The organism is Rubrivivax gelatinosus (genome assembly GCF_016583785.1).
GTDB lineage: Bacteria > Pseudomonadota > Gammaproteobacteria > Burkholderiales > Burkholderiaceae_C > Rubrivivax > Rubrivivax gelatinosus_B.
The window spans coordinates 21826-42264 of record NZ_NRRU01000026.1 but is presented as its reverse complement, the minus strand read 5'-3'; the positions used below and the strand labels follow the sequence as shown (position 1 = coordinate 42264).

The 20439-nt window shown below is 71.7% G+C and carries 17 protein-coding genes and 1 tRNA gene; 10 read left to right on the top strand and 8 right to left on the bottom strand.

Annotated features, from left to right (window positions below):
* Positions 1 to 54: 54 nt before the first annotated feature.
* The 3 genes from CKO43_RS08955 to CKO43_RS08945 all read left to right on the top strand — a co-directional run bounded on the left by CKO43_RS08955 (position 55) and on the right by CKO43_RS08945 (position 4711).
* Positions 55 to 1893, top strand: a complete 1839-nt coding sequence (locus CKO43_RS08955) for an SLC13 family permease (protein WP_200378424.1) — start codon at positions 55 to 57, stop codon at positions 1891 to 1893.
* A gap of 89 nt (positions 1894 to 1982) precedes the next feature.
* On the top strand, positions 1983 to 3386 hold the full coding sequence (locus CKO43_RS08950; protein WP_200228772.1) for a phosphomannomutase/phosphoglucomutase: 1404 nt from the start codon (positions 1983 to 1985) through the stop codon (positions 3384 to 3386).
* A gap of 41 nt (positions 3387 to 3427) precedes the next feature.
* Positions 3428 to 4711: a 3-deoxy-D-manno-octulosonic acid transferase gene (locus tag CKO43_RS08945; RefSeq protein WP_200378423.1), complete on the top strand. Its 1284-nt coding sequence runs from the start codon at positions 3428 to 3430 to the stop codon at positions 4709 to 4711.
* Between the two features lie 18 nt (positions 4712 to 4729).
* Here the strand turns inward: CKO43_RS08945 and CKO43_RS08940 are convergent, their stop codons facing one another.
* The 3 genes from CKO43_RS08940 to CKO43_RS08930 all read right to left on the bottom strand — a co-directional run bounded on the left by CKO43_RS08940 (position 4730) and on the right by CKO43_RS08930 (position 7623).
* Positions 4730 to 6064, bottom strand: coding sequence for a TolC family outer membrane protein (locus tag CKO43_RS08940; RefSeq protein ID WP_200228768.1), 1335 nt, complete (start codon positions 6062 to 6064; stop codon positions 4730 to 4732).
* Positions 6065 to 6226: 162 nt separating this feature from the next.
* On the bottom strand, positions 6227 to 6901 hold the full coding sequence (locus tag CKO43_RS08935) for a protein-L-isoaspartate O-methyltransferase family protein (RefSeq protein WP_200228766.1): 675 nt from the start codon (positions 6899 to 6901) through the stop codon (positions 6227 to 6229).
* Between the two features lie 44 nt (positions 6902 to 6945).
* A complete protein-coding gene (locus CKO43_RS08930) occupies positions 6946 to 7623 on the bottom strand; it encodes a TetR/AcrR family transcriptional regulator (protein WP_200378422.1) in 678 nt (225 codons plus the stop codon).
* Between the two features lie 57 nt (positions 7624 to 7680).
* On the opposite strand from CKO43_RS08930, the gene CKO43_RS08925 reads away from it, so the two are divergent.
* Positions 7681 to 8250, top strand: a complete 570-nt coding sequence (locus CKO43_RS08925; protein ID WP_200378421.1) for a DUF1439 domain-containing protein — start codon at positions 7681 to 7683, stop codon at positions 8248 to 8250.
* Between the two features lie 62 nt (positions 8251 to 8312).
* Entirely contained in the window at positions 8313 to 9170 is an 858-nt protein-coding gene (locus CKO43_RS08920; RefSeq protein WP_200378420.1) for an undecaprenyl-diphosphate phosphatase, read from the top strand.
* On the opposite strand, the gene trmB is transcribed toward CKO43_RS08920, so the two are convergent.
* Positions 9154 to 9831 carry a tRNA (guanosine(46)-N7)-methyltransferase TrmB gene (trmB, locus tag CKO43_RS08915; RefSeq protein ID WP_200378419.1) on the bottom strand — a complete coding sequence of 226 codons (678 nt, stop codon included), beginning with the start codon at positions 9829 to 9831 and terminating at the stop codon, positions 9154 to 9156. The genes CKO43_RS08920 and trmB overlap by 17 nt on opposite strands.
* A 65-nt stretch (positions 9832 to 9896) precedes the next feature.
* Here trmB and CKO43_RS08910 point away from each other — a divergent pair.
* Positions 9897 to 9970: transfer RNA gene (locus CKO43_RS08910), tRNA-Gly, on the top strand.
* Positions 9971 to 10072: 102 nt separating this feature from the next.
* On the opposite strand, the gene CKO43_RS08905 is transcribed toward CKO43_RS08910, so the two are convergent.
* On the bottom strand, positions 10073 to 11431 hold the full coding sequence (locus CKO43_RS08905) for a porin (protein WP_200228756.1): 1359 nt from the start codon (positions 11429 to 11431) through the stop codon (positions 10073 to 10075).
* 313 nt (positions 11432 to 11744) lie between these two features.
* Between CKO43_RS08905 and CKO43_RS08900 the strand changes: the two genes are divergently transcribed.
* Positions 11745 to 12641 carry a GGDEF domain-containing protein gene (locus CKO43_RS08900; RefSeq protein WP_207184949.1) on the top strand — a complete coding sequence of 299 codons (897 nt, stop codon included), beginning with the start codon at positions 11745 to 11747 and terminating at the stop codon, positions 12639 to 12641.
* 4 nt (positions 12642 to 12645) lie between these two features.
* On the opposite strand, the gene CKO43_RS08895 is transcribed toward CKO43_RS08900, so the two are convergent.
* The 3 genes from CKO43_RS08895 to CKO43_RS08885 form a co-directional block, all read right to left on the bottom strand.
* Positions 12646 to 14115, bottom strand: a complete 1470-nt coding sequence (locus CKO43_RS08895) for an NAD-dependent succinate-semialdehyde dehydrogenase (RefSeq protein ID WP_200228755.1) — start codon at positions 14113 to 14115, stop codon at positions 12646 to 12648.
* 105 nt (positions 14116 to 14220) lie between these two features.
* Positions 14221 to 15513: a 4-aminobutyrate--2-oxoglutarate transaminase gene (gene gabT, locus CKO43_RS08890; RefSeq protein WP_200378418.1), complete on the bottom strand. Its 1293-nt coding sequence runs from the start codon at positions 15511 to 15513 to the stop codon at positions 14221 to 14223.
* Positions 15514 to 15595: 82 nt separating this feature from the next.
* Entirely contained in the window at positions 15596 to 16324 is a 729-nt protein-coding gene (locus CKO43_RS08885; RefSeq protein ID WP_200378417.1) for an SIMPL domain-containing protein, read from the bottom strand.
* A gap of 54 nt (positions 16325 to 16378) precedes the next feature.
* On the opposite strand from CKO43_RS08885, the gene alaS reads away from it, so the two are divergent.
* From alaS to CKO43_RS08870, 3 genes are read left to right on the top strand one after another with little or no spacing between them, the layout of a single operon-like run.
* Positions 16379 to 19012 carry an alanine--tRNA ligase gene (gene alaS / locus CKO43_RS08880; RefSeq protein WP_200378416.1) on the top strand — a complete coding sequence of 878 codons (2634 nt, stop codon included), beginning with the start codon at positions 16379 to 16381 and terminating at the stop codon, positions 19010 to 19012.
* Between the two features lie 54 nt (positions 19013 to 19066).
* Positions 19067 to 19627: a GNAT family N-acetyltransferase gene (locus CKO43_RS08875; protein ID WP_200228749.1), complete on the top strand. Its 561-nt coding sequence runs from the start codon at positions 19067 to 19069 to the stop codon at positions 19625 to 19627.
* Between the two features lie 32 nt (positions 19628 to 19659).
* Positions 19660 to 20430, top strand: coding sequence for a UPF0149 family protein (locus CKO43_RS08870; protein WP_200378415.1), 771 nt, complete (start codon positions 19660 to 19662; stop codon positions 20428 to 20430).
* Positions 20431 to 20439 lie beyond the last annotated feature (9 nt).

Below are 20439 nucleotides of genomic sequence, written 5' to 3'. Positions count from 1 at the left end.
CGCACCCGCGGCGTCCTGTTCCCGTGCTCGCCGCCCCGGCGGGTCTTCCCCGCCATGAGTCTCGAAACCCTGTGGGTGCTGGCGCTGCTTGCGGCCTGCGTCGTCTGCTTCGTGTTGAACCGCCCGCGCATGGATGCGGTGGCGCTGATCGCGCTGGTGCTGCTGGTGCTGGGCGGCACGCTGACGCTGGAGGAGGCGCTGTCGGGCTTCAGCCAGCCGAGCGTGATCCTGATCGCGCTGTTCTTCGTCATCGGCGAAGGCCTGGCGCGCGCCGGCATCGCGCACCGGGTCGGCGACTGGCTGGTCGTGCGCGCTGGCGGCCGCGAGGCGCGGCTCCTGGTGCTGCTGATGGTGGCGACCGCGGCGCTGGGCTCGGTGATGAGCTCGACCGCGGTGGTGGCGATCTTCGTGCCGGTGGCGCTGCGTGTGGCCGCGCGTGTCGGCACCGCCCCCGGGCGGCTGATGATGCCGCTGGCCTTCGCCGGGCTCTTGAGCGGCATGCTGACGCTGGTCGGCACGCCGCCCAACCTGGTGGTGCACGGCGAGCTGCAGCGCCGCGGCCATGCCGGGCTGGACTTCTTCGACTTCACGCCGATCGGCCTGGTGCTGCTGGTGCTGGGCATCGCCTACATGCTGGTGGCGCGGCGCTGGCTGGTCGCGCGCACGCCGCCGCAGACCCCGGCCGAAGGCCGCCGGCGCCGGCTGCGCGAGCTGGCGGCCGACTACGGCCTGGTCGACCGCACGCGGCGTTTCCGCGTCAACGCCGGCTCGCCGGCGATCGGGCGCACGCTGGGCGAGCTGGAGCTGCGCGCGCGCCACGGCGCCAACGTCATCGCGATCGAACGCCAGCAGGGGCTGGCGCCGATGGCGGTCGCGACCTCGGCGCACCAGGCCATCCTGCCCGGCGACGTGCTGCTGGTGGACTTCGCGCGCGCCGACGCCGCCGGTGACGCCCGCCGCCTGATCGACGAGATGGCGCTGGCCGAGCTGCCGTTCCGGCGCGACTACTTCTCCAGCCTGGCGCGCGAGATCGGCCTGGCCGAGCTGCTGGTGCCACCGGATGCGGCGCCGATCGGGCGCTCGATCCTCGAGCTGCGCATGCGTTCGCAGCGCGGCATCAACGTCATCGGGCTGCGCCGCGGCGGCCGCCTGCTCGACGAGGACCCGCTGCACGCGCGGCTGAAGATGGGCGACACGCTGCTCGTCGCCGGCGCCTGGAAGGACATCCGCGAGCTCGCCGGCGCCGCGCGCGATTTCGTCGTGCTGACGCTGCCGGCCGAACTCGACGACGTCGCCCCGGCGTCGCGGCGCGCGCCGCTGGCGCTGGCCGTGCTGGCGCTGACGGTGGCGCTGATGGTCAGCGGCGCCGTGCCCAACGTCGTCGCGGCGCTGATCGGCTGCCTGCTGATGGGCGCGGTGCGCTGCATAGACCTGGACTCGGCCTACCGCAGCATCCACTGGCAGAGCCTGATCCTGATCGTCGGCATGCTGCCGTTCGCGCTGGCGCTGCAGAAGACCGGCGGCATCGCCTGGCTCGTCGGCGCGATGCTCGCGGCCACCGGCGACGCCTCGCCACAGGCGGCGCTGGCGGGGCTGTTCGTGCTGACGGCGCTGGTCGGGCTGTTCGTTTCGAACACCGCGACCGCGGTGCTGATGGCGCCGATCGGTCTGGGCCTGGCCGAGCAGTTGGGCAGCGCACCCGAGCCGTTCGCGATGACGGTGGCGCTGGCGGCGTCGGCGGCCTTCATGACCCCGGTGTCCTCGCCGGTGAACACGCTGGTGCTGGGGCCGGGCCACTACCGCTTCGTCGACTTCGTCAAGATCGGCGTGCCCTTCACGGTGATCGTCGGCGTGGTCTGCATCGTGCTGCTGCCGCTGCAGTTCCCGTTCTGATCCGCTGTCCCTGGCGCAAGGAAGTCGGAGCGGGCCGCTGCCTACAATCGCCCGCGACTCACGACTCGGCCGTTCTCGGCCCCAGCCCCATGCAAGTGCATTCCTCGGTGTTCAAGGCCTATGACATCCGCGGTGTCGTCGGCAGCACGATCGACGAACATTTTGCCGAACATCTGGGCCGAGCCTTCGGGTCCGAGGCGATCGCCGCCGGCGAGCGTGCGGTGGCCGTCGGCCGCGACGGCCGCGTGTCGGGCCCGGGGCTGGCGGCGGCGCTGGTGCGCGGCCTGGTCTCGACCGGTCTGGACGTCGTCGATCTGGGCGCGGTGACGACGCCGATGCTGTACTACGTCGCCGCGACGCGCGGCGAACACGGCTGCCGCTCGGGCATCCAGGTCACCGGCAGCCACAACCCGAAGGACTACAACGGCTTCAAGATGGTGCTCGGCGGCCGGGCCATCTTCGGCGAGGACATCCAGCGCCTGAAGCGCCGCATCGAGGCCGAGGACTATGTGCGCGCGCGTGGCCGCAGCGCGGCGATGGACATCCTGGCCGAGTACACCGAGCGCATCGTCACCGACTGCAAGCTCGCGCGGACGATGAAGATCGTCGTCGACTCCGGCAACGGCATCCCGGGCGCGAGCGCGCCAGGCATCCTGAAGGCGCTGGGCTGCGAGGTGATCGACCTGTACTCCAAGGTCGACGGCGACTTCCCCAACCACCACCCGGACCCGTCCAAGCCCGAGAACCTGGCCGACTTGATCAAGGTCGTGCACGCCACCGGCGCCGAGCTCGGCCTGGCCTTCGACGGCGACGGCGACCGCCTGGGTGTCGTCACCGCCGGCGGCAACATCATCTACCCCGACCGCCAGGTGATGCTGTTCGCACGCGACATCCTCGCGCGCCAGCCGGGCGCCGAGATCATCTTCGACGTCAAGTGCTCGCAGCGCCTGCCCGAGGCGATCCGCGCTGCCGGCGGCGTGCCGGTGTTGTGGAAGACCGGCCACTCGCTGATCAAGGCCAAGCTCAAGGAGTCGGGCGCACCCTTCGCCGGCGAGATGAGCGGCCACCTGTTCTTCAGCGAACGCTGGTACGGCTTCGACGACGCGATGTACACCGCCGCGCGCCTGCTGGAGATCCTATCGCGCCAGGCCGACCCGAGTGCCTTCCTCGACGCGTTGCCGACCAGCTTCAGCACGCCGGAGCTGAACGTGCCCTGCGCCGAAGGCGAGAACCACCGCGTCGTCGCCGAGCTGCTGGCGCGTGCCGCCGACGGCCGCCTGGTGATGGCCGGTGGCGAGGTCGGCACCGTCGACGGGCTGCGCATCGACTTCGGCGACGGCTTCGGCCTGATCCGGGCGTCGAACACGACGCCGGTGCTGGTGCTGCGCTTCGAGGGCCACACGCCCGAGGCGCTGACGCGCATCGAGGGCGACTTCATGGCGGCGCTGCGCGCCGTCAAGGCCGACGCCCGCGTCGAGGCCGCCGCGCACTAAGAGCGCAAGGCGGGGCACCCACTCCGCCGCGCAATCAACTGATGGCTGCCGAAGGCGCATTCGCCCGCTGGGCCTACTCGACCGGGCTGCGCCTGGTCGCGCCGCTTTACCTAGGCAAGCTGTGGTGGCGCGGGCGCGAAGAGCCGGCCTACCGCAGCGCCTGGGCCGAACGTTTTGCCACCGGCGGCGACGGCGACGGCCGCCAGGGCCGCATCTGGGTGCACGCGGTGTCGCTGGGCGAGACCCGCGCCAGCGAGCCGCTGCTGCAGGCGCTGCGCCGGCTGGCGCCCGGCTGCGGCCTGCTGCTGACGCACGGCACTGCCACCGGCCGCGAAGCCGGAGCCGCGCTGCTGCAGCCCGGCGACGCCCAGGTCTGGCTGCCTTACGACACGCCGGGTGCGGTGCGGCGGTTCCTGCGCCAGCACAAGCCGGCCGTCGGCGTGCTGATGGAAACGGAAATCTGGCCCAACCTGCTCGACGCGGCGCGGGCCGCCGGCGTGCCGATGGTGCTGGCCAACGCACGCCTGTCCGAACGCAGCCTGGCCAAGGGCGAGCGCCTGCGTGCGCTGATGCGCCCGGCGGTCGCCAGCTTCGCGCGCGTGCTGGCGCAGACCGACGACGACGCCCGCCGCCTCGAAGAAGGCGGCGCGCCGGCGGTGCAGGTGATGGGCAACCTGAAGTTCGACGTCTCGCCGAACCCGGCGCTGGTCGAGCGCGGCCGCGCCTGGCGCGCGGCGCTGGCGCGGCCGGTCGTGCTCGCCGCGTCGACGCGTGAAGGCGAGGAGGAGCTGCTGCTCGAAGCCTGGCGCCGGCTGGAGGCGCCGCGCCCGCTGCTGCTGCTGGTGCCGCGGCACCCGCAGCGTTTCGACGCGGTGGCGCAGAGGGTCGGGGCTGCCGGGCTGTCATGCGCGCGGCGCAGCGGCTGGGGCGAGGGGCCGCCGGCCGATGCCGCCGCCGCCGACGTCTGGCTCGGCGACTCGATCGGCGAGATGCCGCTGTATTACGCCGCCGCCGACGCGGCGCTGCTGGGCGGCAGCTTCGCGCCGCTGGGCGGCCAGAACCTGATCGAAGCCGCCGCCTGCGGCTGCCCGCTGGTGATGGGGCCGCACACCTTCAATTTCGAGCAGGCGGCCGAGATGTCGCTGGCCGCCGGTGCGGCGCTGCGGGCCACCGACATGGCCGACGGCGTCGCGCAGGCGGTGGCGCTGGCGCTGGACCCGGCACGGGGCGAGCGCGTGCAGGCGGCGCTGGTGTTCTCTGCCCGGCACCGCGGCGCCGCCGAGCGCATGGCACACGCCATCGTCGAGCTGCTGCCGCCGGCCTGAACCGGGCGGCAACCGGTCTCAGCGTGCCAGCAGCGAGTTCACCGACTCGACGTCGGTGACCGCGAGCTGGCCGGCCGCCTGGCGCAGCTTGAGCGTATTGACGAGCACGTCGTAGCGCGCACGCGCCAGGTCACGCTGGGTCTCGAACAGCGCGCGCTGGGCGTCGAGCACGTCGAGGTTGACGCGCACGCCGACGCGGTAGCCGAGTTGCGTGGCGTCCAGCGACAGCTTGCTCGAGCTCTCGGCGGCCTCGTAGGCCTTGACCTGGGCGATGCCCGACTGCACCGCGAACAGCGCGGTGCGCGCGTTCAGCGCGACGTTGCGGCGCGCCGCCTCCAGGTCGTTGCGCGAGCTCTCCTCCAGCAGCAAGGTCTCGCGCACCCGGTTCTGGGTCGCGTTGCCGGTGTACAGCGGCAGCTTGAACTGCACGCCCATGCTGTAGGTGTTGGTGTAGCCGCTGGAGGTGTTGATCGCGACCGAGCTGCCGCCGACGCGCTGGCGTTCTGCGGTGGCGACGAGGTCCAGCGTCGGCAGGTGGCCGGCACGTGCGCGTTCGGTCTCCAGGCGCGCGATGTCGTAGGCCACCTGGGCCCGGCGGATCGAGGGGTGGCTGCCTTCGGCGGTCGAGACCCACTGCTCGGGGTCGGCCGGTTGCGGCGCGGGCAGCACCACCGGCGTGGCCAGCGGCTTCGGGTCGGTGCCGATGCGGCCGACCAGCGTGTCCAGCGCGACGCGGCGCGTGCGCAGCAGGTTCTCGGCGGCGATCTCCTCGGCGGTGGCGAGGTCGAAACGCGCCTGCGCTTCGCGCGTGTCGGTGATCGTCGCGGTCCCGACCTCGAAGTTGCGCTTGGCCGAGGCCAGCTGCTCGGTGATCGCGGTCTTGCTGGCGCGTGTCGTGCCGAGCGCGTCCTGTGCCGCCAGCACGTCGAAGTAGGCCTGGGCGATACGCACGATCAGGTCCTGCTCGGCGGCTTCGAGCGCCGCCTGCGACGACGCGAGCGAACGTTCGGCCTGCTCGATCGCGACCGAGTTGCTGCGGTTGAACAGCGGCATGCTCGCGTCGACCGACGCCGAGGCGGTGTTGTAGGTGCCGCGTTCGTAGGACAGCGGGCGGTACTCGCTGCCGACGGCGCTGGCGTTGAGCGCGGCGACCGGGCGGTTCAGCGCGCGGGTCTGCGCGATCTGGTACTCGGCCGACTCGGCCTGCGCGCGCGCCGCGAGGTAGGTCGCGTCGTAGGCGCGCGCGGCCTGGTAGAGCTCGGACAGGCTCTGGGCGTGGACGGCCGCGGGCAGGCCGAGCGCGAAGGCGCTGGCCAGCGCGAGCCGGGACAGGATCGGACGCAACGGGCGCATGGAACGTTTTCCTCGGTTCTTCGTATGTCGTGCAGCACGAGCCGCGGTTCTAGCGCGGCTGCGGCGCCGGCGCCGCCCCGATGCGACGGGCGGCGCCCGGCGCGGTGCCGACCGGCCGCCCGGGGCGATGGACTGCAGGCCGGCGCGTGCGCATCGCCGGCTTCAGAACGCGAAACGAGGGCGCTCGGCGAAACCCTGGAGCCGCGGCGCGACGGTGTCGAACAGCTCCACTTCGGACCAGGAGCTTTCGCCGGCGCGCGTGAACAGCTTGGCACGCATGATCGGCAGCTCGCCGACGATGGCGGCGAGCCGGCCGCCGACCTTCAGCTGCTCGAGCAGCGCACGCGGCACCTCGGCGACCGAGCCCGACAGCACGATGACGTCGAACGGCGCCTCGGCCGGCAGGCCGCGCGCGCCTTCCTCGGGCGTAACCTCGAGCACGCGCGCGGTCGTGACGCTGGCGCGGCGCAGGTTCTCGCGCGCCTGGGCGACCAGCGCAGGGCGGCATTCCAGCGTGTGGACCTGCTGCGCCCGGTGCGCCAGCAGCGCGGCCATGAAGCCCGAGCCGGTGCCGATCTCGAGCACCTTCTCGTGGCGCTGCACCTGCAGCTCCTGCAGCAGCCGGGCCTGGATCTTGGGCTCGAGCATCGCCGGGCCGTGCGGCTCGTCGGCGATCAGCGGCACCTGCAGGTCGGCGAAGGCCAGGGGTTTGAGCGCGGCCGGCACGAAGTCCTCGCGCCGCACCGTCGCCAGCAGCGACAGCACGTTCTCGTCCAGCACCTCCCAGGGGCGGATCTGCTGCTCGATCATGTTGAAGCGGGCGAGTTCGGTGTTCATGTCGCTATACCGTGCTGGGTATGGGAGTCCGGGCTGTGTGGATTCTAGGCGGCGCCGCGCCTGCCCGCTTGCTCCGGCGCCGGGCCGTCGCGGCGCTCGATGCCGCGCAGCAGGATGTCGATCTGGGTCGCCAGCAGGCGCTCGGGCGGCATCGTGCTCGGCGGTGCCCAGAGCGTACCGTTGTCCAGCGCGCGCAGCAGCAGCGGCGCGATCAGCGCGTAGCAGGCCTCGTCCAGCGGTACCGGCCGGAACTCGCCGCGATCGATGCCGCGTTGCAGCGCCCGGGTGAACAGCTGGTCCGCCGGCGCCACCACCTCGTCGGCGTAGAAGCGCTGCAGCTCGGGGAAGTGCGGCAGCTCGGCCAGCAGCACCCGGTGCAGGCCGGCGGCCGGGCGGCTGCCGATGCGCTCCCACCAGATGCCGCCGATCTGCAGCAGCAGCTCGGCGGTCGTGCCCTGGTGCTGCTCGGCGAGCTGCGCGGCCTCGGCGATCAGGTTGGACAAGGTCGCCCGCACGACGGCCTTGAACAGCTCGTCCTTGCTCGGATAGTAGAGGTAGAGCGTGCCCTTGGAGACGCCGGCGCGGCGCGCAACCTCGTCCGAGTGGGTCGCCGCGTAGCCCTTCTCGACGAACAGCGCGAGCGCGGCTGCCAGCAGTTCCTGGGGCCGGGCTTCCTTGCGGCGGCGGCGCGGTGGCTTCGGTTCTAATGACTTTTCGGTCATTAATCGAATGTACCCAGCGCCCGCAGGCCGGGCAAGAGCGCTTTCTAGAATCGGGCGATGGATCAGAACCTGACGCGCCGGGCCTGCTTCGGCTTCGGCCTGGTTGCCGTGCTCGGCATCGCCGGCTGCGGCAGTCTCGGCCTGGGCCGCAGCCTGCGTGTCGACGAAGCCGAACTGCAGCGCCTGGCGGCGCGCGAGTTCCCGCTGCGCCGGCGCGTGCTGGAGATCGTGGAGCTCGACGTCTCGGCGCCGCGCATCGGCCTGCTGCCCGAGCGCCAGCGGATCGCGGCCAGCGTCGAAGTCGCCGCGCACGAACGTCTGTTCGACGGCCGCGCCGACGGCCGGCTCGAGTTCGACGCCGCGCTGCGCTGGGCCGCGGCCGACCAGACGTTGCGCCTGGCCGAGGTGCGGGTCGGCCGCTTCGAACTCGACAGCCACGGCGGGCGGGCGCCGCTGCCGGCCGAGCGCCTGGGAGCGCTGGTGGTCGAACGTGCGCTCGAGGGCGCCGTCGTCTACCGCCTGCCGCCGCAGCGCGCCGAACGCCTGCGCCTTGCCGGCCTGGTGCCCGAGCGCATCGAGATCGAGCCCGGCGCGCTGCTGCTGCGCTTCACCGACGCGCCGCGGTGACTTCGGCCCGTCGTGGGCGGGCCCTATGATCCGCGGCTTCGTCGCACCGGAGGGGAACGAGTTTGGATCTGCTGCTGCTGGCCAAGGCCGCGATCATGGGGATCGTGGAGGGCCTGACCGAGTTCCTGCCGATTTCCTCCACCGGGCATCTGATTCTCGCGGGTTCGCTGCTCGACTTCACCGGCGAGACCGCCAAGGTCTTCGAGATCGCGATCCAGACGGGCGCCATGTTCGCAGTCGTCTGGGAATACCGGGAGCGCCTGGGGAGCACGGTCCGCGGCATCGGCCGCGACCCGGTGGCGCGGCGCTTCGCGCTCAATGTGCTGATCGCCTTCATCCCGGCGGTGGTGCTGGGGCTGGCCTTCGGCAAGCTCGTCAAGGAACACCTGTTCCACCCGGTGCCGGTGGCCACGGCCTTCATCGTCGGCGGCTTCATCATCCTGCTCGTCGAGCGCCGCCACCGCCGCGCCTTCGGCGTGCGTGACCTCGAAGGCACCCGCCGCGCGCGCGTCGAGAGCGTCGACGACATGACGCCGGCCGACGCGCTGAAGGTCGGCCTGGTGCAGTGCCTGGCGCTGATCCCGGGCACCAGCCGCTCCGGCTCGACCATCATCGGCTCGATGCTGTTCGGCTTCTCGCGCCGCTGCGCCACCGAGTTCAGCTTCTATCTCGGCATCCCGACGCTGATCGGCGCCGGTGCCTACTCGGTGCTCAAGCAGCGCGACGCGCTGCACTGGGGCGACCTGCCGCTGTTCGTGGTCGGCTCGCTGTTCGCGTTCGCGAGCGCGCTGCTGTGCATCCGCTGGTTGATCCGCTACGTCTCGAGCCACGACTTCACGGTCTTCGCCTGGTACCGCATCGTCTTCGGCTGCCTGGTGCTGGTGACCGCGTGGACCGGGGTCGTCAACTGGGCCGAGTAAAGAGCAGGTCCCAGACGCCGTGGCCCAGGCGCAGGCCGCGGGCCTCGAACTTGGTCAGCGGCCGCCACGCCGGGCGTTCGGCGTAAGCCGCCGCGGTGTTGGCCAGCGAGCTGGCCGCGAGCACCTCCAGCATCTGCTCGGCATAGGGCTGCCAGTCGGTCGCGCAGTGCAGGTAGCCGCCGGGCGCCAGCCGGCTGGCGACGAGCTCGACGAAGTCGGGCTGGATCAGCCGGCGCTTGTGGTGGCGCTTCTTGTGCCAGGGGTCGGGGAACCAGACGTGCACGCCGGCCAGCGTGCCCGGGGCCACCATCTCGCGCAGCACCTCGACCGCGTCGTGGCGCAGGATGCGCACGTTGCCCAGCTGCTTCTCGCCGATGTGGCGCAGCAGCGCGCCGATGCCGGCCTCGTGCACCTCGACGCCGATCAGGTCGCGCTCGGGTGCCGCGGCGGCCACCTGCGCGGTGGCGTCGCCCATGCCGAAACCCACTTCCAGCAGCAGCGGCGCGCTGCGGCCGAAGACCGCGCCCCAGTCGGGGGGCTGCGGTGTGAAGGGCAGGACGTAGCGCGGCCCCAGTTCGGCCAGCGCGCGCTGCTGCCCGGTGCCCATGCGCCCGCCACGCAGCACGTAGCTGCGGATCCGTCGTTGTGCTGTGTCTTCCATGAGGGCGCGCAGTGTAGCGAGCGCCGCGCCGAAGCCCGCGGCTCGGGCTAGAATGCGGCCCCTGCGCGGGTGTAGTTCAATGGTAGAACGGCAGCTTCCCAAGCTTCATACGAGGGTTCGATTCCCTTCACCCGCTCCAAGATCGCATGCCAGCGCCTGTCCCCGGACAGGCGCTTTTTTTTGCTCCGCAGGATGAAAAACGCCCCGGCGGGCCGGGGCGTCGGGGTCGGAGCCGTCGCGCTCAGAACGTGTGGCGCATGCCGAAGCCGAACATCTTGGTGTCGGCACCGATGTTCATGCCGGCGCCCGAGAACAGCGGCACCTCGGTCGAACCCAGCGGCACCAGCAGCGCGATCGGGCCGCCGGCCAGGCCGGCGCCGCCCAGCGCCGGGTTGCCGTTGGAGATGTTGCCGCGGTCGTCCTTCACCCGGCCGGCACGCACGAAGACCGCGGTGCGCTTGGAGAAGTTGTAGTCGGCGCCGAGCATGAAGCCGCTGTCCTTGCCCTTGGTGAAGTTGGTGAACTTGGCCTGCATCAGCTGGCCGATCAGGTCGAGCGAGCCGATCGTGTGCTTGGCCGCGATCGCCAGCACGCGCATCTTCGGATCGGTGTCGCCGGTCTCCTCGAGCTGGCCCTGGTAGTAGCTGCCGCCGAGCTCGGTGCCGAATGCGAACTTGTACTTCGCGGCGAGCATGTAGCTCGTGAAGTTGTCGGTGTTGAACAGCGGCAGGAACCCGTCCGGCGACAGCGGCGTCACCCGGAACGGCAGGCCCAGCTGCACGTTCGACAGGTCGTTGCGGTTGTAGGCCGCGACGGCCTTCAGCTCGTCGCCCAGGTACGCCACCATCGCGCCCCAGGTCTTGCCGCGGCCGTCGTCGCTCTCGGCACCCGCGGTCAGGCCGCCCAGGATCTGGCCCAGCTGCGGCGCGGAGCCCGACGCCGGGATCGTGCCGGTCGGCGTGGTCGTCGCGGTCGAGCGCACCGGGCTGATGCGCGCTGCCGCGCCGGCGTTCGGCGAGTAGGAGATCCGCCCCGCCCAGGCACCCTGGCGCAGGCCGTAGCTGATGACGTTGTCCTGGTAGGTCTGCAGGTTGTTCAGCGCGACGCCGGTGGCGAACAGGTCGGTACCGCCGATGCCGTCGAGCGTGCCGAGGAAGTAGGCGGCCAGCATCGGCGAGACCTGACGACCCAGGCGCACTTCGCCGGCCGGCGTCGTCAGCGCGACCCAGGCCTGGCGGCCCCACATCCGGCCGTCGTTGCCCATCGTGCCGGTGTCGGCGATGACCGAGCCTTCGAGCGTGAACTTGGCCTCCCAGCCGCCGCCCAGCGGCTCGGTGCCGCGCAGGCCGAGGTGCGACTGGCGCGTCATGCTCGGCGCCAGCCGGGTCTGCTTCTGCGCCGGCGACACCACCGAGTTCGCACCGGCCAGCCCCTGGACGGTGCCGGTCACGTTGCCTTCGGACTTGTCGATGCGGTCGGCGCTGAGGTCCAGCGTGCCGTAGATCTGCACGCTGCCGTCCTGTGCCTGCGCGCTGCCGCAGGCGAACGCCGCCGCGGCGGCCAGGGCGACGGCCGACAGGCCGTTGAGTTTCGGAATCAAGTGACGTCTCCTGTTTGTACTTCGATGACGAGCCGGCCGCCCGAACGGGCAGGCCGAGTGACACGGGGACAGCGGAGGCACGTTACGTAAACGGAATGGGGGGCCGACCTAGCGCTAACACCAACGTCGCACCGTCACCACAAGGGTTCTCCTGGACGCTGCGGCCCGGCCCACGAATGGGCTGAAGATGCCCGCCTGCCGCGGGTAAAGTGGGGCCGACGCCGCTGCAACGAACACCGCCCCGCGTTCCCGGGGGCCCGGGCCGCGGTGGTCGCGCAGGCGACACCCGGCCCACCTGACGACGAGACGCGCGATGGATCCAGTCTTCCGTGTGCTGTGCCTGGGCGACGACGCCCCGGACCTGCTCGCGTGCCCTTACGGCCCCTTCGTCGTCGAGCGCTGCGCCTCGCCCGACGAGGCGGCGGCGCGGCTGCGCGAGGCTTCGCACGACGCGCTGCTGCTGGTCACGCTGGCCCCGGCCGAACTGCCGGACTGGCCGGCGCTGGCGCAGGCGGTGCTGGATACCGCGGTCGTCGTCGTGGCGCCTGCGGTGCTGCCCGCGGCGGCGGTCGAGCTGCTGCAGTTCGGCGTCCAGGACGTGCTCGCCGACGTGGCCGACGCGCCGCGTGCGCTGCGCCTGGCGATCGAGCGCCGGCGCCAGCTGGCCGCGGCGCGCAAGGGCTATTCGACCGACCTGCCGACCGGGCTGCCCAACCACTCCCAGCTGCTCGAGCACATGACGCACCTGCTGGCGCTGCGCGAGCGCGAGCCGGCGCCGATGGCGATGATCGTGCTGCGTGTCGACGGCCTGGCGACCGTGGCCGAGACGCTGGGGCAGGAGTCGGCCGACGTGCTGCGGCGCAAGGCCGCGGTGCGGCTGCGTGCGGCGCTGCGTGCCAGCGACGTCGTCGCCTCGATCGGCCACGACGCGTTCGCGGTGCTGCTGGCCTGGATCGACTCGCCGGCCGACGGCGAGCGCGTGATGGACAAGCTGGCGGCCATCCTGTCGCAGCCCTTCAGCGTCGCCGGGCGTGCGCAGCGCCTGCTGCCGCACGCCGGGCTGGCCTCGTACCCGGAGCACGGCAAGAACGCCGAAGCCCTGCTGCGGCGCGCGCTCGGCGTCGCGCTGCAGTTCACGCCGGTGGGCCGCGAAGCGGCGCTGCCGGCCGATCGCGGCCTGGCCGCGGCGGCCAACGACGAAGAGGCCTGAAGCCTTACTTCAGCACGTCGCCCAGGCAGACGTACTTGGTCTCGAGGTAGTCGTCTATGCCCTGGCGCGCACCTTCGCGCCCCAGGCCCGACTGCTTGACGCCGCCGAACGGCACCTCGGCGGTCGAGATCAGCCCGGTGTTGACGCCCACCATGCCGTACTCCAGCGCTTCCGAGACGCGCCAGACGCGGCCGATGTCGCGGCTGTAGAAATAGCTCGCCAGGCCGAACTCGGTGTCGTTGGCGAGTGCGATCACCTCGGCCTCGGTCTCGAAGCGGAACACCGGTGCCACCGGGCCGAAGGTCTCTTCCTTCGAGCAGCGCATCTGCGGCGTGACGTCGGCCAGCACCGTCGGCGCGTAGAAGCGCTCGCCCAGGCGCTCGCCGCCGGTGACCAGGCGCGCGCCCTGCGCCAGCGCGTCGGCGACGTGGGCCTCGACCTTGGCCATCGCCTGGGCGTCGATCAGCGGCCCCAGCTGGATGCCGGCGTCGAAGCCGTTGCCGACGGCGATCTGGCGTGCGCGTGCCGCCAGCTTCTCGACGAAGGCGTCGTAGATGCCGGCCTGGGCGTACAGCCGGTTGGCGCAGACGCAGGTCTGGCCGGCGTTGCGGTACTTGCTGACGAGCGCGCCCTCGACCGCGCTGTCCAGGTCGGCGTCGTCGAAGACGATGAAGGGCGCGTTGCCGCCGAGCTCGAGCGACAGCTTCTTGACGGTGGACGCGCACTGGCGCATCAGGATGCGGCCGACCTCGGTGCTGCCGGTGAAGGACAGGTGGCGCACGACGTCGCTGGAGCACAGCACGTCGCCGATCGCGATCGAGTTCTGGGCGTCCGCCGGCAGCACGTTGAGCACGCCGGCGGGCATGCCGGCGCGCTGTGCCAGCTCGGCCAGCGCCAGCGCCGACAGCGGCGTCTGCTCGGCCGGCTTGATCACCACCGGGCAGCCCGCGGCCAGCGCCGGCGCGACCTTGCGCGTGATCATCGCGATGGGGAAGTTCCAGGGCGTGATCGCGGCGCAGACGCCGACCGGCTGGCGGATCACGAGGTAGCGCTTGTTGCCGTCGGTGGTCGGGATGGTCTCGCCGTAGACGCGCCGGCCTTCTTCGGCAAACCACTCGAGGAAGCTGGCGCCGTAGCCGACCTCGCCGCGCGCTTCGGCCAGCGGCTTGCCCTGCTCGGCGGTCATGATGCGCGCCAGGTCGTCGGCGTGCTGGTTCATCAGTGCGTACCAGCGCATCAGCACCGCGCCGCGTTCCCGGGCGGTCTTGGCGCGCCAGGCCGGCCAGGCGCGCCCGGCCGCGGCGATCGCGGCGGCGGCGTCGGTGGCGCCCAGGTTGGCCACCTGGGCCAGCTCGGCGCCGGTGGCCGGGTCGTGCACGGCGAAGCTCGCGCCGCCGGCGCGCCATTCGCCGTCGACGAGGCCGCCGCTCTTGAGCAGCGTGGGGTCCTTCAGGAGCGCCAGCGGGGAGGTCATGTCGGGTTCCTCGAAAAGTCAGGTGTCGAATCGGCTGCCGGTCCGGGACGGACGGCACCGGTCAGGGCCGGACCGGGCATTTTGATCGCCCGCGCCGGCCCGGGCTCAGCGCAGCGCCGCGAAGCTCGAGGCGATGATCGCCAGGCCTTCGTCGACCAGCTCGTCGCTCGCCGTCAGCGGCACCAGGATGCGCACGACGTTGCCGTAGCTGCCGCAGGACAGCAGGATCAGGCCGCGCGCCGCGGCCTCGGCGACGACGCGGCGCGTCAGCTCGGCCGCCGGGCGCTGCACGTCGCCGCCTTCGAAGAGTTCGATCGCGACCATCGCGCCCAGGCCGCGCACGTCGCCGATGGCCGGCTCGCCGGCGGCGATCTCCTTCAGGCCCTTGAACAGGCGCTGGCCCATCGCCCGCGAGCGCGCGAGCAGCTGCTCGTCCTCGAAGGCCTGCAGCACCGCCAGCGCCGCGGCGCAGGCGACCGGCGAGCCGGCGTAGGTGCCGCCCAGGCCACCCGGCCCCGGTGCGTCCATCACGTCCGTCCGGCCCGTCACCGCCGACAGCGGGAAGCCGCCGGCCAGCGACTTGGCGCTGGTGATCAGGTCCGGCGCCACCGGCCACTGCTCGCAGGCGTACCAGGTGCCGGTGCGGCCGGCACCGGTCTGCACCTCGTCGGCGATCAGCAGGATGCCGTGTTCGTCGGCGATGGCCTTGAGCCCGGAGATGAACTCCGGCGGCGCGACGTAGAAGCCGCCTTCACCCTGCACCGGCTCGACGATGAACGCGGCGACACGATCGGGCTCGATGTCGTTCTTCAGGATCGTGCGCACCGAGGCCAGCGCGTCCTCGACGCCGACGCCGTGCAAGGGGTTCGGGAACGCGGCGTGGAAGACCTCGGCCGGGAACGGGCCGAAGCCGCTCTTGTACGGCGCAACCTTGCCGGTCAGGCCCAGCGTCAGCAGCGTGCGGCCGTGGTAGCCGCCGGTGAAGGCGATGATGCCGCCGCGCTTGGTGTACGAACGCGCGATCTTCACCGCGTTCTCCACCGCCTCGGAGCCGGTGCTCAGGAACAGCGTCTTCTTCGCGAAGGCGCCCGGCGCCAGCGTGTTCAGCCGCTCGGCCAGCTCGACATAGGGCTCGTAGGCGACGACCTGGAAGCAGGTGTGGGTGTAGAGCTCGAGCTGGGCGCGCACCGCGTCGATCACGGCCGGGTGGCAGTGGCCGGTGTTGAGCACCGCGATGCCGCCGGCGAAGTCGATGTAGCGCCGGCCCTCGACGTCCCAGATCTCGGCGTTGGCGCCGCGGGCGATGAAGACCGGATGGGCCTGGCCCACCCCGCGCGGCACGGCGGCCTGGCGGCGGGCCATCAGGGCGGCGTTGGTGGTCTGGAGCTGGCGTGACATGCTGAGGCCTCCTCGGGTGCACAAAACTCGCAATTTATGCCCGCGCCCCGCGCGCCGCCCTGGCCACGCCCCGATCGGGCCTTCAGTCGAGCGTGTACTCGAAGGTGCTGACGACACGCAGCCGCTTGACGCGCGCGCTGCCGTCGTCGTTGCCGTCGCCGCCAGCGCCGATCTGGATCACGCCCTGGTTGGCGTTGCGCAGCCGGCCCAGCGTCGCGCCGGCTTCGGCGGCGAACTTCTCGGCCTGTTCGCGCGCGTTGCGCGTGGCCTCGGCCAAGAGCGGCGCCTTGACTTCGTTGAAGCCGCGCAGCTGGTATTGCGGGCCGACGGCGCCGTCGTTGGCGCCAGCCAGCTGCAGGCCGGCCTGGATCAGCGGGTCGACCGCCAGCGCCGCCGCCGCGACCGCTTTCGGCCGCGCCGACTTCACCAGCACCTGGCCCGTGCCCTGGAAACGCAGCGGCTGGTTGTTGCCGCCGTATTCGCGTGCCCACAGGTCCTGCACCTGCAGCGGGCGGATCTCGATCTCGGCCTCGGTGAAGCCCTGGGTCTTCAGGAAAGCGACGACGCGGTCGCGGTCCTCGGCCAGCAGGCGCTGCACGGCGCCGAAGTCGGTGCCGGCGCGGCGAAAACCCAGCGGCCAGACCGCGTAGTCGCTCTCGACGTCCTTCTCCGCCAGCCCCTTGACGGTGACCGAGCGGTCGGCGGCGCGAAAGCGCTCCAGCCCCTTGCCGACGCCGAACCCCCCGGCAGCCAGCCCCAGCGCCACGACGACGGCAGCCACCAGTCCTGTCGATCGCAAGTTGTCAGCCATCACGGACCTCCTGGCGGCCATTCTGAACGATGGCCAAACCTTAGAATCCGCATCATGAAAGCCTCCGAGATCCGCACCACGTTCCTGAAGTTCTTCGAATCGAAGGGACACACGATCGTTCCGAGTTCGCCGGTCGTGCCGGGCGACGACCCGACGCTGTTGTTCACCAACGCCGGGATGAACCAGTTCAAGGACGTGTTCCTCGGCTTCGACAAGCGGCCGTACACGCGTGCGACGACGAGCCAGAAGTGCATCCGCGCCGGCGGCAAGCACAACGACCTGGAGAACGTCGGCTACACCGCGCGGCATCACACCTTCTTCGAGATGCTGGGCAACTTCAGCTTCGGCGACTACTTCAAGAAGGACGCGATCAGCTTCGCCTGGGAACTGCTGACCGAGCACTTCAAGCTCCCGAAGGACAAGCTCTGGGCGACGGTCTACGCCGAGGACGACGAGGCCTACGACATCTGGCGCAACGTCATCGGCCTGCCGGCCGAGCGCATCGTGCGCATCGGCGACAACAAGGGCGCGCGCTACGCCAGCGACAACTTCTGGATGATGGGCGACACCGGCCCCTGCGGCCCGTGCTCGGAGATCTTCTACGACCACGGCCCCGAGGTCGCGGGCGGCCCCCCGGGCAGCGCCGAAGAAGACGGCGACCGCTACATCGAGATCTGGAACAACGTCTTCATGCAGTTCAACCGCACCGAAGACGGCGTGATGCACCGGCTGCCCAAGCCCAGTGTCGACACCGGCATGGGGCTGGAGCGCCTGGCCGCGGTGCTGCAGCACGTGCACAGCAACTACGAAATCGACCTGTTCGTGCACCTGCTGGCCTCGGCCAAGGCGGCGGTCGAAGCCGCCGGCGGCGCCGACGTCGACCCCGACAGCCCCAGCCTGAAGGTCATCGCCGACCACATCCGCGCCTGTGCCTTCACGGTCGCCGACGGCATCATCCCCGGCAACGAAGGCCGCGGCTACGTGCTGCGCCGCATCGCCCGGCGCGCGATCCGCCACGGCTACAAGCTGGGCGCGCGCAAGCCCTTCTTCCACACGCTGGTGCAGGCGCTGGCGGCCGAGATGGGTGAGGCCTACCCCGAGCTGCGCCGCGACCAGCAACGCATCACCGAGGTGCTGAAGGCCGAGGAGGAACGTTTCTTCCAGACCATCGCGCACGGCATGGAGATCCTGGAAGGCGCGCTGGCCAGCGGGGCGACCGTCATCGACGGCGAGACCGCGTTCAAGCTGCACGACACCTTCGGCTTCCCGCTGGACCTGACCGCCGACGTCTGCCGCGAGCGCGGCGTGACGGTCGACTCTGCCGGCTTCGACGCCGCGATGCAGCGCCAGCGCGAGCAGGCGCGCAGCAAGGCCAAGTTCAAGATGGCCCAGGGCCTGGCCTACGACGGCGAGGCCACCACCTTCCACGGCTACGAGCACCTGGTCTGCGAGCACAGCAAGGTGAGCGCGATCTACATCGACGGCACGCCGGTGAGCAAGGCCAAGGCCGGCGACGACGTCGTCGTCGTGCTCGACCACACGCCGTTCTACGCCGAGAGCGGCGGCCAGGTCGGCGACCGCGGCGAGCTGCGCAACAGCCGCTCGCGCCTTGTCGTCGAGGACACGATCAAGATCCAGGCCCAGGTGCATGGCCACCAGGGCCTGGTGGTCGAAGGCGAGATCGAGCTCGGTGACGTCTTCGTCGCCCGCGTCGACGCCGAGCTGCGCGCCAAGACCGTGCGCAACCACAGCGCCACCCACCTGATGCACAAGGCGCTGCGCGAGGTGCTCGGCGGCCACGTGCAGCAGAAGGGCTCGCTGGTGACGCCCGAGCGCACGCGCTTCGACTTCGCCCACAACGCGCCGATGACCGAAGAGCAGATCGCCAAGGTCGAGGCGCTGGTCAACGCCGAGATCCTGCAGAACCACGCCACCGGCGCGCGCACGATGGCCATCGACGAGGCGCAGAAGCTGGGCGCGATGATGCTGTTCGGCGAGAAGTACGGCGAGACCGTGCGTGTGCTCGACATCGGCGGCAGCCGCGAACTCTGCGGCGGCACGCACGTCGTGCGCACCGGCGACATCGGGCTGTTCAAGATCGTCGCCGAGAGCGGCGTCGCTGCCGGCATCCGCCGCGTCGAAGCCGTCACCGGCGACAACGCGCTGGCCTACCTGCAGCAGCTCGAAGGCTCGCTCGGCGGTGTCGCCGCGACGCTGAAGGTCGCACCGGCCGAAGTGCCGGCGCGTGTCGACGCGGTGCTGGAGCAGCTGCGCGCGCTCGAAAAGGAGATCACCGCGCTGAAGAGCCGGCTGGCGTCGGCCCAGGGCGACGAGCTGCTGGCGGCCGCGGTCGAGGTCAAGGGTGTCAAGGTGCTGGCGGCGATGCTCGACGGCGCCGACGCCAAGGCGCTGCGCGAGACCATGGACAAGCTGAAGGACAAGTTGAAGAGCGGCGCCATCGTGCTGGCGGCGGTCGAAGGTGGCCGCGTGCAGCTGGCCGCTGGCGTCACCGCCGACCTGGTCAAGGGCGGCAAGCTGAAGGCCGGTGAACTCGTCAACTTCGTCGCCGCGCAGGTCGGCGGCAAGGGCGGCGGCAAACCCGACCTGGCGATGGCCGGCGGCACCGACGCCGCCGCGCTGCCGCAGGCGCTGGCCTCGGTCGCCGGCTGGGTCGGCGAACGCGCCTGATGGCCCGGGGCACCGTGACCCCGGTGCCCCGCCCGCGGCGTTGAAGATCCTGCGATGAGCGACTCCCCCGACACCGCCGCTGCCGCTGCGCTGACGCTGCGGCGCGCGACCCCCGACGACGCCGCCGCCTACGCTCGCATCATGGGCCACCCACAGGTGCTGCCAGGCTTGCTGCAGATGCCGTATCCGAGCGTCGAGACCTGGCGCACGCGCCTGGCCGAGAGCCTGATGCCGGGCAAGACCGACCTGCTGCTGGTCGCCGAGCGCGACGGTCTGGTGGTCGGCTGCGCCGGCCTGCACCCGTTTGCGCAGATGCGCCGCCGCCACGCAGCGGTGCTCGGCATCGCGGTCGCGCACGAGGCCCAGGGCCAGGGCGTCGGCCGCGCGCTGATGCAGGCCTTGTGCGACTGGGCCGACCGCTGGGCTGCGCTGCTGCGCATCGAACTCACGGTCTTTGCCGACAACGAGCCTGCGATCGCGCTCTACCGCCGCTTCGGCTTCGAGACCGAAGGCCGGCTGCGTGCCTACGGCCTGCGCGACGGCGAGTACGTCGACGTGCTGACGATGGCGCGCCTGCACCCGAACCCGCCGCGGCTGCCGCCGTCGGCGGCCTGATCCGTTTGCCGCCGGCCGGGCCGGCTCCGACCATGAAACCTGCACGCCAGAACACCGAGGCCGAGATCGAGGCCTTCAGCACCGTCTGCCAACGCCTGGGCGGCTTCGAACCGCGGCTGTCGGCCGAGTGGTGCGACGGCTTCATCGCCGCGCTCGCCGCCGGCCCGCGTGTGCTCGCTGTCGACGAGTGGCTGCCGGCGATGGCCGGCGAGGCCTACGACCGCGCCTTCGCCGACCCCGAGGACCGCGCCGCGGCCGAACAGGCGCTGGCGGTACGCGCCGCGGCGCTGGCGGTGCAGCTCGACGCCGAGTCGATCGACGAGGACCCCGAGGCGCTGCGCCTTGCGCCGCTGATGTACGTCTGGGACGACGCGGCGCGCGAGGAGGCGGTCAAGCTCGACGGCCTGGCGCCCGACGAAGCCGCCGGCCTCGTCACCGGCGGCGAATGGGCCGACGGCTTCTTCGCCGCGCTGCAAGCTTTCAGCGCCGACTGGAAGGCCGACGCCGACGAAGAGGCGGTCGCGGTGTTCGAGGAACTGCTGGGCCAGGTGCACGCGCTGCGCCTGGCCGACGGCAGCGACGAACTCGCCGAACTCGTACAGCGCATCTACGGCGAGGAGGGCGCTGACCGCGACCGCCTCGTCGACGAAGCCTGCTGGGCGGTGCAGGACCTGCGGCTGTGGTGGGTCGACCACGCACCCCGGCCCGAGACCCGGCGCGTCGAGAAGACGCCCGGCCGCAACGACCCCTGCCCCTGCGGCAGCGGCCGCAAGTACAAGAAGTGCCATGGCGCCGCGGCCTGAGCGCCACGC